The organism is Clostridium sp. JN-9, from assembly GCF_004103695.1.
Taxonomy (GTDB): Bacteria; Bacillota; Clostridia; order Clostridiales; family Clostridiaceae; genus JN-9.
This window is the reverse complement of the sequence record NZ_CP035280.1, coordinates 433,979-448,123: the sequence shown is the minus strand read 5'-3', so window position 1 is coordinate 448,123 and position 14,145 is coordinate 433,979. Positions and strand designations below refer to the sequence as shown.

Sequence of the window (14,145 nt, the reverse complement as noted above, 5' to 3'; positions counted from 1 at the left end):
CTCCTTTGAATAACTTAATCTTCCGTTCCTCTTAATTTTCCCTCTTTTACACCTTCTTCATACTTGTTTCTAAGATATGGTATATATTCTTTCCACTTTTCTTGTCCTAATCCTATGATTTCAAATATCTCTTCATCTATCATAGTGGTATTACTAAATAATTTACCTGTAATCTTTCCTCTGACAGTAAGATTTTCATCATTTCTGCCATACCTTTCCCCTTCCTCGAATCCCCTCTTAAAAGAGCTTTCAATTATATCTTTAAAGTTAATATTAACCAACTTAATTACTTTCTTCATCTGCTCCTGGATGTTTTCTTCTTTTATCTTCCTATAATACAAATCATCAAACATATTTGAGAAATCCATAATGTAATCTTCCTTTCTTATTTCCATCGCTTATGGGTTTAATTATTGCCTACATCTACGTTCTATCTTCACAACTGTTTCTATATGTGAAGTCATTGGGAACATGTCCACTGGCTGTACTTCTACAGTTTTATAGCCTGAATCATTAAGTATTGCCAGATCTCTTGCCAAAGTTCCAGGGTCACAGGAAACATAAACAATCTTGTCTGGGCACATTTTTGATATTTCCTCAAGAAGAATCCTTTCACAGCCCTTTCTTGGAGGATCTACCACAACTACATCAGCCTTTATTCCCTCTTTAATTAAATCGGGTATGACTTTTTCTGATTTTCCTACAATGAACTCTGCATTATGAATATTATTTTCTTTTGCATTAATTTTTGCATTTTCTATAGCCTGTGGTATTATTTCTACTCCATATACCCTTTTTGCCTTTTCACTTATGAATAATGAAATAGTGCCTGTGCCGCAGTATGCATCAAACACTACCTCATTACCTTTTAAATCTGCAAATTCCAATGCCTTATTATACAGTGCTTCAGTTTGTACTGGATTAACCTGAAAAAAGGATAAAGCCGATATATTAAATTTATATTTTCCTATGTAATCAGAGATTGTATCTGATCCCCATAGGGTAATACATTTGGTGCTTAAAATTACATTGGTTTTTTCACTATTGATGTTATGAATTATGCTTGTTATGCCTGGGATATTTTCTTTTATAATTTCTATGAATTCTTTTTTATGAGGAAGTTCATTGGTACTGGTTACTATTACCACCATAACCTGATTGGTTTTAAAAGCCTTTCTCATCATTATGTGCCTAAGCGAGCCTTCACCTGTTTTCTCATCATATGTAGAAATATTATAATCCTTTATCCATCTTTTGGTCAGCTTAATTAATAAATCCCCTGTTTCCTCCTGTATAAAGCAATTATCTGTATCTATTATATTGTGGCTTCTTGGGGAGTAAAATCCAATAACCGCTTCACCTTTTACTGTTCCTATAGGAAGCTGAACCTTATTTCTGTATCTATAGGGATCTTTCATGCCCAAGGTATCCCTTAGTAAAGCCTGGTTCCCATTGTTATTCTTAGCTTCGTCGCTCTTTGAAATCACTGTGATGCCGCCGATTCTTTCAAGACAGTCATGAACTCTATTCTTTTTAAATTTCAGCTGTGCATCATAAGATAAATGCTGAAGCTGACATCCTCCGCACTTTTCATAAATAGGACAAACAGCTTTTACTCTGTGTTTACTTTTCTCAACTACAGCCATTAGTTTTCCAAAAGCATAATTCTTATTTACTTTTAATATTTTCACTTTCACCTTTTCACCTAATAAAGCTCCTGGGACAAATATGGCATAGTTCTCCAATTTGCCTACACCTTCACCTTCATATCCAAAACCATCTATATTTAAAATATATTCTTTATTTTTTTCTACTGGAATTTGTTTCATCACATTCACCTTCAATAAATTAATAAACAATTTCTATTATATATTATAAGAGATAAAAACTCACTTATTATTTACTGTAATTAATAAAAAGCCTTCCCTGTTTAAAGAGAGGCTTTTGAATAACTATTATTCGATAAATGTTTCACATTTAGTATCTGCACTTACATTTGCTTTTGGTCCTGTTATTTGTATGTTAGCAGCAATGCATTTACCAGCGGAATTATGAACACAGTTATCTGCATCACATTTAACATAGGGACTCATTTCTATAGTGTTATTTGTAAACAGCTGTCTTATTTCTCCTGGAATATTCATGTTTGTCAGATTTGATAAGGCATTTTTCACTCCCCTGACAGCGAAGGTTTCACATTCAGTACCGCTGCTGCTGTGAGAATCCATACCTTTTACTTTTATTGTATTAGCAGAACATAACCCATTAACATTATTTACACAATTATCTGCATTGCAGGTTAATCTTACATCCATGAGCATATCCCCTTTCAAATATTGTTATATATATTTTTCTTATATAACAATATTTTTATACAAACTTTTGATAAAAAAATAGCACCATAATAGGTGCAAAGTAGATCAGTTGCCATAGGCATTCTTTTAATAATTTTAGCCATATATTTTTATATTATACATTAAATCAATCAAAAAATACAATATATTTTTTGATTAGAGTTTCCCACTTTTTAGTATTTCTCCAACCTCTTTTAAGTTATTAAATACCAGAGTTGGTTGTATCTCTGATTTTTCTAAGTCCTTTACTTTTGCTTCTCCAGATAATACTAGAATAGTAATTGAATTATTATCTTTTCCAATTGCTATATCTGTATATAGTCTATCTCCTACAAAAGCAATTTCATTATCCTTATATCCAGTATTTTTAAGCACATAATCTAAAGTGTATTTTGAAGGTTTACCAAAGAATTCAGGCTTAACTCCCGTTGAAGCTGTAATCAATGAACATATTGATCCACAATCGGGGATAAATCCGTCAACAGTAGGACAGTTAAAATCAGGATTTACTCCTAAAAAGATTGCTCCATTTCTAATAAATCTGCAAGCCTTGGATAAATTATCATATTTTAGTGATGTATCAAAGCCAACAACTACTACCTCAGCATTATCTTCAACCAGATTTAAATCAGCTTCTTTAAAGTCCTTTTTTAAATACTCATTTCCTAAAATAAAAATCCTCTTGCTTGGCATTTTATCTTTTATATAACTAATTATAACCTGATTAGAAATTAGCATCATATTTTCATCTAAATCATATCCCATGTTCTTTATCTTATTTATATAGAATTGAGTATTTTTTGATGAATTATTGGTAAAAAACCTAAATTCTATATTATTAGCCTCTAAGGTTTTTAAAAAATCAATAGACCCATCGAAAATTCTATCACTTAAATAAAAGGTACCATCTAAATCCAATATAAAGCACTTTACATTTTTCAAAATACTTCTTGCATCTTCTATATAATTTAATTTATTTGCTAAATTATTCATTATATATCATCCTTCTCTACATAATTACCAATTTCATGTGAAAACTTTTCAAGCAAACCTAAATCCCATAAAAATTGCAGAATTGTATATCTTGTTCTAACTTCTTTTGCCATGAGAATTGTATTTTCAACTGTTTCTTTATCGATTCCTATTTCTCTTGGATTTGTCGGTGCACCAGCTTTTTTTAGTATTAATTTTATTTCTTTCGTAGACGGTACATCTGAAATTATTTCCTTTATCTTATTTATATTATTCTTTATAGTATTTATTCTCTTCAGCCTTTCATCAATTGAATTTCTTTTCTCTTTATTGTTAACATCTATAATTTCATGTGCAGCTTTCTTATAAAATTTATTAACTTCCTTCTGCCATTTAACTTCATCAAAGGAATTTGCATTTTTGATTGCCTCATCAAAGTCAATATTTTCTTCTGCAAAAATTTCATGTATTTTAGAAATTAAAACTGTAGCAATTCCTACTTTAGCTCCATGAAGGATTGCTTTCTTACCATCAAATAAAAACATCATTTCCCAATAATGTGCTATATGATGTTCAGATCCTGAAGCTGGCCTTGAGTTACCTGCAAAACTCATTGCAATCCCTGTTAGTACTAAGGCTTCCATTAAGTTATTAATAGCAGCATCTTCTCTTTTTTTAATACCCTCTGTATTATCAATACATTTTTTAACAGAATTGCTTACCATTTTTTCAACTACATCACAATAATATTCTCCATTAATAACTTTACTTAATTCCCAGTCGTTTAAGGCAGAATATTTGCCGATTATATCTCCAAACCCAGCCAATATCATTTTCATTGGCGCATTTTTTAGTATATTTATATCCCCAATAATTGCTTTTGGACATGCTGCATCAAAGGTTGTTTTAAGATTTTCTACTATTAAAGCTGCTCCTGTAGATGCAAACCCGTCCATAGATGGAGCTGTAGCTACAATGATGGTATCGATTCCTGCTTTAACACTAACAAACTTACATAAATCATTTATTGTACCGGTACCAATTGCAATGAGCACCTGGGTATCTTTTTCAATGTTAATCAATAGTTTGCCAACTGCCTCTTCATTTGGTACTAAATCCTCATTATTAACTGTGAATTCTAATTTATTATAACTAAACTTTGCCTTAGTCAGAATTTCCTCTACTAAACATCCCGCAGCTTTAAATGTATGTGTATCTTCCACTATCAATGCTTTTTTATAACCAAATTCCTTCAATAAATCTGGAAGCTTTTTTATTGCGTCTTTTTCTATTAAAACTTTTTTCAATTCAACTTTATGCACTTTTCCGCATTGGCAATGTAAGTCATTCCCAAGATAATCATTTATACTAAATTCATCTATATTTTTTAAATTAATATCCATTCTTATTTTTCCCTTCTCAATATTATATTTAAATTAAATTTTTATACTTGATCGAAAAAGAGGATTCTTTAAAAATTTGTGTTTCTTAAAAAATCCTCATTATTATTTAGAATATACCTAAGATCCCTGTAATTGTACCTGCAGCAATTAGAATTCCCATAAGTTTTATTGGTGAAACACCTTTCTTAACCATTTTAAGCACAAATAATGTTAATAATAATGGTATTAATCCTGGCATCAACTTATCTAATAAATCTGTTTGCAAATTAAATTTTACTTGACCAATATTTAAATTTACCGCCATTTTTAGTGGAACAAATCTACCTACAAGTCCTCCCATAACAAGAGTACCAAGCAGTGATGCTCCCTCTATCACTTTATTAATTTTCCCACTTTGAAGTATTTGTTCCACAGCCTTTTTCCCAAATTTATAGCCATTAGTCCACATACTAAATGAAATACCTATCATTATAGAATATTGAGCTATTAAAAATATTATAGGACCTGCTATGTTTTTATTGTTTGTAATCCCTATACAAATTGAAAGCATAATAGGTGTTATTATTCCTTGTGTCAGGGTATCTCCGATTCCAGCTAATGGTCCCATTAATCCTGTCTTTATAGCATTAAATGACTCATCAGCTATTGGTTTTCCATTAGCTTTTTCTTCTTCCATAGCTAAGGTAATCCCATGAATTACAGATCCACAAACAGGTTCTGTATTGAAAAAAGCTAAATGTCTTTGTACTGCAGCTTTTCTATCATTTTTATCAGGGTATAGCTTCTTAATTGCCGGCAACATAGAATGCGCAAAACCTGTAGCTTGCATTCTTTCATAATTATAATTAGATTGAGCAAACATAAACCATCTGATCCATGAGTTAAATATATCTCTTTTAGTTAATACTCTTTTTGCTTCATTATTTACAACGTTACTTTTATTTATAGAAGTTTTAACCTCTCCCATTTTTACACTCCTCCTTCAATTATTTTATGCACTTGCACTAGTCCCAGTGGAAGAACTATTTTTAATGTTAGTTACTGTTAATGCAATTATTGCTCCAATAATTGAAATAATAACTATGTCTAATTTAAAGTAAACAGATAAAATTATACCTAATACAAAGAATGGCATTGTAAACGAATTCCCTATTAATTTTAAGTTCATTGCAATACCTAAAGCTGGTAGCATTTCGCCTATTACATCAAAAACATGTAATACATTTGGGCTCATAACACTAAGTAATCCAGATACAGCATTGGGTCCATAGTATACAACTAATGTAGCTGGTATAAAGCTGACTATGAAAAGTAAAATTTGCGGTGGTACTACGTCTATAAAAGGAAGAGCATCTATATTCCCTTTTTCAACTTCCTTATCAGCCCAATGAACGAAAAATGAATTTATTGTCATCTTAGCAATCCATATAACTGTAGCTATTGTTCCTAAAGGTACTGAAATTGCCATTGCAGTTTTAACATCTAAATTTGATATTAAAGCAAGTGCAGTTCCAGCATACCCAGCAAATGAAGGATCTCCCATTTGAGCTCCTCCAGCTGAAATGAATCCAAGGTAAATAACATTAATACCTGCCCCAATTAAAGCTCCCTCTAGCGGTTTTCCTAAAATGATTCCAGTTATAAATCCTGCTACCAGCGGTCTGTTAAATGTAAAGAAACCAGCATAAGTAAACCAAGGACTCCATGAGATATAATAAAATAAACCAATTAATGCAGCCTGTAAGAATGTAACATGCATTTTACTTCCCTCCCTTTATAATAATTTTTTTATTGAAACCTGTTTTGCATCAGGAACAATTTTTATTGAAACGTCTATTCCCTTATCCATAAGGTCTTTAAATGCTTGTCTTTCTTCTTCTGATGCCGATATATTCTTATAAAGTTGTTTTCGTCCTTGTGTTGCACCCATACCGCCAAGATTTACTTCTTTTATTGCAACTCCTTGGCTTACGAGTTTTGTAATAGTTTTAGGTGTCTTAACTAAAATAATCACTCTCTCTGCATCACCATTGTTTGTTCCTCCGTTTATAACCTTTACAGCCTCTTCTGTACCAAAAATTTCAACTTTAAGTGATGTTGGTGCCGCAGCCTTTAAAACGTTTACCATAAATGAATCATTAGCTACTGCATCATCAACAATAATTATTCTGTTTGCTTTTGTAACTTTTGACCATGCTGTTATTACCTGTCCATGAATTAATCTATCGTCTATCCTTGTAAGCACAATATTCAACATAATTACCACCCCACCTTAATTATTTTTTTTATTATAAATATTTAATTCTTGGAAAAGTTCTTTTATTCCTGACATTCCCGCTTCCATGCACTGTTCTGTTAATTTGTCTAAATCATAATTATTTCTCATGGTAAGAGCTTCCAATACCATGGGTAAATTAACACCGCATATGCATCTAAATCTGGCATTGTTAACTTTATTTGAATTCAATGCAGTTGCATTATACGGGCTAGCCCCGAGAAGATCAGTAAATACTAAAACTCCACTTCCATTCTCTAATGATTGTATTGCATTCACAATCTGCTCACCAAATTTCTCAATGCTATCTCCATAATTAAGACTTAAAGTTAAAGTGTGATCTTGTTTTCCAAGAATAAGTTCGGAACTTTTTAAAATTTCTTTTCCAAAATCTCCATGAGTAGCTATCAATACTCCTATCATTAAGTCACCCCCTCTTTGTTTTACAGAATAATATATAGCAAAGGTCATGCCAAATATTAAAATAAATGTGTATTACTATTGAATTTTATTCATTTCTTCTTAACAAGCCTTGCATTTTTAGTGCCTTTGTAGTATTTTTTTATTCAATCCGTAAATTTTTAGAATAAAAAAATACACATTCCTTCCATTATAATAAAATAATTGAATGTGTATTGCTTCTGTATTAAAAATATCCTTGCTTAATTATAAATTATTAATTGAAATAGTAAATTCCACCCATGAGAATTTCAATGTGGAAGTTAGTTTTTCAAATTAATGGGTGGATTTTAGTTGTGCAAAGTTCATTCACATAACTATCCTTAACCATCTTAACTACTCCTAATTTGTAATTGGACAGATTGTCAAGGACGGAGCCGCTATGCGGTGCGAAGCATCCTTGATAATATGATCAATTACAGTTATAATGTTGACTAGATGGTTAAGAAAATACTGAGGTGGAAATTACTTTTACAAAATAGATGGATTATTTCTCACCTTTGTTTTGTATACCAAAATTTATGTTATCCTGTCTATTTAATAGTTAATTATTGCATTTTTGTTCCAGATATTAGGCAAAATAAACCTCTTTTCTTATGCAATACTTTTTAATCCCTTTTATAGGTTGAAGTTACTTTTTCAAACTGGAATTTACTTTTTCAATTGACCCTTAATTATAAATTGAAATGTGTATCAATCATTTCAACAATATAAGCCAGTTCACTATCTGGAATGATAATGCCAAAAACTTCTTCAACTAAAGTAAATGAATCTTTTATTATATTATAAAGATTTTTCTTTGTGTCCTTAATTTCACGAATCTTTTTATATGGAAGCGGCTCATTCCTAATAACTCTTTCAATCATACATGAACAATGAAACAAAAATTTGATATATATTATCTCATCTATACTTTTATTGCATGCTAAAGCAATCTTTTCTAATACTTTACTTAGAGTTTTATGAGCCTTTTTTACATTTAAAAAAGTAAGCGTCTCCTCCAGCATATTTATTGAGCGATCCTCATAAATAAGATGAGGGCATTGAACTTTAGCTGCAGAATTGTTGACTTTTACTCCTTCTCCAATTAAGTAACTGGTGTTTAATACACTTTGGACTAATAAATCTAAATTCATATTAGGCATCATGGCTTTTCTGGCTGCCTCTATTACCATAGGTGTACTTACCATTCTAATAGTTCTTGTTGGTATCCCAGTTTTTTCTGTGATTATTTCTGAGAACGTAGTAAGAGATCCCATGTCAACTAATAAAAGGACTCCTCTGCCTTTATCTATTTTTTTTACTATGCTAGTAGCTTTTTCTAAAGCCACTTCAGCCTTTTCTTCTAATGGCATATCTAAAGCATGAATACAATCATATCCTAAAAGTGTTTTTACTACTTGAACCATATTAGTTGCAGTGGCGTATCCATGAGTAATAACTAACACTTCAATATTTCCCTGTTCCTTTTTCATATTTACTGAATATAAAAACGTGGCTATAAAAGCTACCTCATCATCTGGTATTTTAATTGAGGATTTTTCCTCAAGTTTGCATTTGATTTTCTGGGCTATTGCATATTCATTTTTATGATCTTTATAGGCTTTTTGAATATTAGGATGTATCACAATATGCCCTGATTTAAGCCTTTCTATAAGGGTTTCAATGTGCAATGCCAGGCTATATACCACTTTTTCATATGACGTATTTAGTATACCAACAGTTTCTATTAGTGAATCCTTCACAATCTTAATAATATCAGGAGTTACAATTTTAAGAATAACTTCTTTATCAGCTTTTGTTTCGCCTCCATTTTTTACTTTAGAAGGTGTGGAATCAAAGCGATTTTCAATTTGCTTATTTATATTTTCTATAATCTGATTTGTAGAAAAGCCTTCATTATAAAACTTTTGTGCATTTTTTAAGATTAAATCATAAAAATCTTCTTCAGTTTTATATTCATCATAAAGAATCACATCCTTTAAATTGTCATCTAAACTTTCTGTAATACCATTAAAGGTTATATTTTCAAAATCATTGAGATTAAAATTTTGAGTTAATTCTTCTCTTTTATTATCTATAGAAAATAATCCTTCTTTAAATCTATAAGAAATTTGTGATAATTTAATATTTATGGAATCCTGTTGTTTTGTAACATATTCTAGAAATGCATTTGCACAAATTAATTGAATATCATTCTTCAATTGGCCAATATTTCCCGGACAATTGTATAATAACAAAACCTTTAAAACCTCTTTTTGCACAGTTACAGGTTCCTTAATTTTTGAAGATTCATCTCTAAAAAATCTACAAATAAGTGTCATTCTTTCCTTTAATGAACGCTGACTTAAACTTGGGAGATTAATTACAACAGGTATTCTTCTAAGAAATGTACCTAAGATTGCTGACTTTGGATTTTCTGTGGTGGCAGCAATTATAAGTATATCCGCACTTCTTGTATTTTCAGATTCCCCTAATCTGCGATATTTTCCTCTATCGATAAGTGTAAATAACATTTCCTGGCCTTCAGGAGACAGGCGATGAACTTCATCTAAAAAGAATATCCCACCATTTGCTTGGTCTACCAGTCCCTTTTTCTCTGTATCAGCACCAGTAAATGCACCTTTTACATAACCAAAAAGATGAGAAATTAAAAGTTGTGAGTTTTCAGCATAATCAGCACAATTAAATATTACATAAGGTGCATTAGGTTTTAATTTCCCAATTTCTACAGCATAACGATACATAACTTCTGCAAAAGTAGTTTTTCCAGTTCCTGTGGGACCAATAAGTAAAGTATGTAATCCCTTTGGTGGATACATTATTGCTGCCTTAGCTTGATTTACTTGTTTTTTTAAGCTATCATCTGAGCCTATGATATTGTCAAAAACAGACCTTCTTATTTTGTTAGAATCAGATACTTCTTCATAAAGAATTTTATTGCTATTTTCTTTAGTTAAATTATCAAATGAATCCTTAAATATTAATTTTTTTAATTTATCAGCATTTGCAATAATAGGATCATCAATAATAATATTGAATTTTGATTCAATGTATATTTTATCTAGATATAGTACAGGCTTTCCTAAAATCTTAATAGCTTTTCCTTCATTTAAGAGACAGTTTAATTCCTTGCTTACATTATTTCTTGAAATATTCAGCATTTTAGCTATATAACCAGCATCAAATCCAACTTCATCCCTATAGCTATCATTGTTAATCTTTAGAGTTCTTGTTATCGTTTTCAGCTTTTCGTATACCTTTTCTTTTCTATTAAGTTTATGTCTTCCATCGCCTTTAAAGTAGTAATCCCCCAATGTAAAGCCCCCAATCTTAACCTTTCCATAGTTCATCAATTAGCAGAAATCACGAATAGAAATATCAATTATATCACTTGTTTGTTATATATATCTTACCATATATAATATTAGCTTAATTAATAATAACAAATTTAAATACATCACATGTCAAGGCTAAGGCACTTATAATCTATATGTAAGTGTAAAAATTTAAATTCTAATGAATTTACACAGGGGTATAGTTATAATAAAAACTCTGTTTCTAACAACATGCGTAATTTCTCTGGTACTATTTACATTCCAGTATGGTTATATAAAAACTATGTTGATAGTACTAGTATTATAGATTATTTTGCATTTACATTCCAGTATGGTTATATAAAAACTTTTCACCAGCTATCATAATCAAGCCTCCTGCACAAATTTACATTCCAGTATGGTTATATAAAAACAAACTGCTGAAAATCAAGTCCATCTTCCAATATCATATTTACATTCCAGTATGGTTATATAAAAACACAGCAAAAGACATTATAAATAAAAGAAAAGAACTGATTTACATTCCAGTATGGTTATATAAAAACCTTAGTTCCTTTTACAGCTGCTGTTATATCGCAATAATTTACATTCCAGTATGGTTATATAAAAACTTTATTATATAAAAATAGTAGAAGACGTGAAAGATATATTTACATTCCAGTATGGTTATATAAAAACTTATTTTAAGGATGCAACAAGAAATAAATTGCGACAATTTACATTCCAGTATGGTTATATAAAAACGATGGCCAACAGTATAAATTAAGGCTACTTACTGGATTTACATTCCAGTATGGTTATATAAAAACGTTATACTAAGGAAACATTGCCAACAGGGTTTATTGATTTACATTCCAGTATGGTTATATAAAAACGATGGCAGTCCACCAGGTGTGTTACTTTTTAGTTTGATTTACATTCCAGTATGGTTATATAAAAACTATTCATCATCTGCATTAACTATAGCCTCTCTCTTATTTACATTCCAGTATGGTTATATAAAAACCACATGAGCATGTAACAGTTTTGGATTTCCACAGACATTTACATTCCAGTATGGTTATATAAAAACTGACTTAACTCTTTCGAACTCGATTACCCATACCCAATTTACATTCCAGTATGGTTATATAAAAACCCACTTAAGAACCCAAGAATACAATGTCTTTTAAACTATTTACATTCCAGTATGGTTATATAAAAACGAACTCCTCCTAAGATTTGTTCCCTCCATCTTCCCAATTTACATTCCAGTATGGTTATATAAAAACATATGCCCATCTGTAGTGTCAATGTCTCCAAGAGTTATTTACATTCCAGTATGGTTATATAAAAACTAAAATTATCCTCAGAAATTCTTGTCAATGTTGTAAATTTACATTCCAGTATGGTTATATAAAAACCTAGTTCCTTATAAATATTTGTGTTATAATAATTAATTTACATTCCAGTATGGTTATATAAAAACAACTCCTCCTAAGATTTGTTCCCTCCATCTTCCCAATTTACATTCCAGTATGGTTATATAAAAACTCATTCCCCATGTAAAAATAGTAAATTTCTAGTTTTATTTACATTCCAGTATGGTTATATAAAAACGCTTAGTAATCCTAATAGTCCTACACAACTTAAAAAAATTTACATTCCAGTATGGTTATATAAAAACTAAAAACTTAAAAGCCAATACTCCTGTTGTTTTGGAATTTACATTCCAGTATGGTTATATAAAAACTAAGTTTTACCAAAGCATAATAGGTGCTATGAAATCATTTACATTCCAGTATGGTTATATAAAAACCAATCTTCCCAAAACCCATGTTTTACTGCATTTTCAATTTACATTCCAGTATGGTTATATAAAAACTAAGAACTGGCGTACACATCTCTAAAATTCTGTCATATTTACATTCCAGTATGGTTATATAAAAACCTTGCTATTCCAAATAACACAAGCAAGAGTTTCAAGTATTTACATTCCAGTATGGTTATATAAAAACTAATAATCAATCTTTCAATTTCTGTTAAACTTTCCAATTTACATTCCAGTATGGTTATATAAAAACGTAGCTGAGCTTGTAGAAAGTGGCATGAGTGATACTATTTACATTCCAGTATGGTTATATAAAAACTGCAACCATTCGACTATTTGCTGTTCTTTCTCATACATTTACATTCCAGTATGGTTATATAAAAACGACAATACTAGAAGAGTTCTAAATACATTCTTCCAGATTTACATTCCAGTATGGTTATATAAAAACGGAGATAACAAAGATGTAACCGACTGGATAGAAGCATTTACATTCCAGTATGGTTATATAAAAACGTGCTTATTTTTATGCATAGTGTCAAATGTAATGGATTTACATTCCAGTATGGTTATATAAAAACGTTGATTCTTTTGCTCTAGCCAATTCAGCCATGTTGATTTACATTCCAGTATGGTTATATAAAAACAAAGAATTTCTATTTGAGCAGACCAATAATAATTGCATTTACATTCCAGTATGGTTATATAAAAACTTTAACGAAGTTGACAACAAGGAAGAGTAGACAAAATTTACATTCCAGTATGGTTATATAAAAACACTGTTTATGTAACCATGTTAAGGGTAGATATATCAATTTACATTCCAGTATGGTTATATAAAAACATGGTTAATCAAATTCATGAACATGTAAATAAAGTATTTACATTCCAGTATGGTTATATAAAAACGTTTAACGAAGTTGATAGCAAAGAAGTTTAACAAAATTTACATTCCAGTATGGTTATATAAAAACTAAGGGGTATCAATACGTTATAACATATAAGGTAAATTTACATTCCAGTATGGTTATATAAAAACTGATGGTGATACTGAAGCAATGGAAAAATATAAAAATTTACATTCCAGTATGGTTATATAAAAACAGGAGGTAAATAAATGCTATGAGTGTAGATAGTACAATTTACATTCCAGTATGGTTATATAAAAACTATTGATTGCAATGGTTCTTTGCTTAATAAATCTTTATTTACATTCCAGTATGGTTATATAAAAACTATTGAGCAATAGTTGGATTCTGTGGCCCTGCTTCATTTACATTCCAGTATGGTTATATAAAAACGATTGAGCTATTCTGATAGCATTATGAACTAAGATATTTACATTCCAGTATGGTTATATAAAAACTACAAAATATAATTGTTCTTTCTGTGATGTTCCCGTATTTACATTCCAGTATGGTTATATAAAAACCGACATGGATATATATAAAAGGAGGAGTTTTCTTGAATTTACATTCCAGTATGGTTATATAAAAACCAAATTTGATTAAAGGATATAATAACTTACTCAATA

The 14,145-nt window shown here is 30.2% G+C and carries 10 protein-coding genes and 1 CRISPR repeat array (1 of these 11 running past the window's edge); all 10 genes read right to left on the bottom strand.

The genetic code is table 11. The annotated features are described in order from the left end of the window. Nucleotides 1-14: 14 nt before the first annotated feature. The 10 genes from EQM05_RS02135 to EQM05_RS02090 all read right to left on the bottom strand — a co-directional run bounded on the left by EQM05_RS02135 (nucleotide 15) and on the right by EQM05_RS02090 (nucleotide 10,780). Nucleotides 15-395, bottom strand: a complete 381-nt coding sequence (locus tag EQM05_RS02135; protein ID WP_205694156.1) for a hypothetical protein — start codon at nucleotides 393-395, stop codon at nucleotides 15-17. A gap of 15 nt (nucleotides 396-410) precedes the next feature. Then, nucleotides 411-1,829: a 23S rRNA (uracil(1939)-C(5))-methyltransferase RlmD gene (gene rlmD / locus EQM05_RS02130; protein ID WP_128748492.1), complete on the bottom strand. Its 1,419-nt coding sequence runs from the start codon at nucleotides 1,827-1,829 to the stop codon at nucleotides 411-413. Between the two features lie 126 nt (nucleotides 1,830-1,955). Beyond that, the gene (locus EQM05_RS02125) at nucleotides 1,956-2,315 is read right to left on the bottom strand and encodes a DUF1540 domain-containing protein (RefSeq protein WP_128748490.1); all 360 of its coding nucleotides are present in this window, start codon (nucleotides 2,313-2,315) and stop codon (nucleotides 1,956-1,958) included. A gap of 195 nt (nucleotides 2,316-2,510) precedes the next feature. Further along, nucleotides 2,511-3,347 (bottom strand): HAD-IIA family hydrolase, encoded by an 837-nt coding sequence (locus EQM05_RS02120; RefSeq protein WP_128748488.1) that lies wholly within the window; start codon nucleotides 3,345-3,347, stop codon nucleotides 2,511-2,513. Continuing rightward, a complete protein-coding gene (locus tag EQM05_RS02115) occupies nucleotides 3,347-4,729 on the bottom strand; it encodes a sn-glycerol-1-phosphate dehydrogenase (protein ID WP_128748486.1) in 1,383 nt (460 codons plus the stop codon). Before EQM05_RS02115 ends, EQM05_RS02120 begins: the two co-directional genes overlap by 1 nt. Before the next feature lie 106 nt (nucleotides 4,730-4,835). Continuing rightward, nucleotides 4,836-5,696, bottom strand: coding sequence for a PTS system mannose/fructose/sorbose family transporter subunit IID (locus EQM05_RS02110; protein ID WP_128748484.1), 861 nt, complete (start codon nucleotides 5,694-5,696; stop codon nucleotides 4,836-4,838). Nucleotides 5,697-5,720: 24 nt separating this feature from the next. Continuing rightward, complete coding sequence (locus tag EQM05_RS02105) at nucleotides 5,721-6,488, bottom strand: PTS sugar transporter subunit IIC (RefSeq protein ID WP_128748482.1); 768 nt, start codon at nucleotides 6,486-6,488, stop codon at nucleotides 5,721-5,723. A 15-nt stretch (nucleotides 6,489-6,503) separates the two neighbouring features. Next, nucleotides 6,504-6,986: a PTS sugar transporter subunit IIB gene (locus tag EQM05_RS02100; RefSeq protein WP_128748480.1), complete on the bottom strand. Its 483-nt coding sequence runs from the start codon at nucleotides 6,984-6,986 to the stop codon at nucleotides 6,504-6,506. Between the two features lie 15 nt (nucleotides 6,987-7,001). Then, the gene (locus EQM05_RS02095; protein ID WP_128748478.1) at nucleotides 7,002-7,427 is read right to left on the bottom strand and encodes a PTS sugar transporter subunit IIA; all 426 of its coding nucleotides are present in this window, start codon (nucleotides 7,425-7,427) and stop codon (nucleotides 7,002-7,004) included. 710 nt (nucleotides 7,428-8,137) lie between these two features. Next, nucleotides 8,138-10,780, bottom strand: a complete 2,643-nt coding sequence (locus EQM05_RS02090; protein ID WP_243108094.1) for a sigma-54-dependent transcriptional regulator — start codon at nucleotides 10,778-10,780, stop codon at nucleotides 8,138-8,140. Between the two features lie 207 nt (nucleotides 10,781-10,987). Continuing rightward, nucleotides 10,988-14,145: direct repeats of the CRISPR family, unit length 30 nt; unit sequence ATTTACATTCCAGTATGGTTATATAAAAAC; it runs 3,850 nt beyond the window's last position.

What these genes read in the sequence shown, in the direction of transcription:
- EQM05_RS02135 (WP_205694156.1), bottom strand. Translation starts at nt 395, where the DNA reads ATGGAAATAAGAAAGGAAGATTACATTATGGATTTCTCAAATATGTTT.
- rlmD (WP_128748492.1), bottom strand. Translation starts at nt 1,829, where the DNA reads ATGAAACAAATTCCAGTAGAAAAAAATAAAGAATATATTTTAAATATA.
- EQM05_RS02125 (WP_128748490.1), bottom strand. Translation starts at nt 2,315, where the DNA reads ATGGATGTAAGATTAACCTGCAATGCAGATAATTGTGTAAATAATGTT.
- EQM05_RS02120 (WP_128748488.1), bottom strand. Translation starts at nt 3,347, where the DNA reads ATGAATAATTTAGCAAATAAATTAAATTATATAGAAGATGCAAGAAGT.
- EQM05_RS02115 (WP_128748486.1), bottom strand. Translation starts at nt 4,729, where the DNA reads ATGGATATTAATTTAAAAAATATAGATGAATTTAGTATAAATGATTAT.
- EQM05_RS02110 (WP_128748484.1), bottom strand. Translation starts at nt 5,696, where the DNA reads ATGGGAGAGGTTAAAACTTCTATAAATAAAAGTAACGTTGTAAATAAT.
- EQM05_RS02105 (WP_128748482.1), bottom strand. Translation starts at nt 6,488, where the DNA reads ATGCATGTTACATTCTTACAGGCTGCATTAATTGGTTTATTTTATTAT.
- EQM05_RS02100 (WP_128748480.1), bottom strand. Translation starts at nt 6,986, where the DNA reads ATGTTGAATATTGTGCTTACAAGGATAGACGATAGATTAATTCATGGA.
- EQM05_RS02095 (WP_128748478.1), bottom strand. Translation starts at nt 7,427, where the DNA reads ATGATAGGAGTATTGATAGCTACTCATGGAGATTTTGGAAAAGAAATT.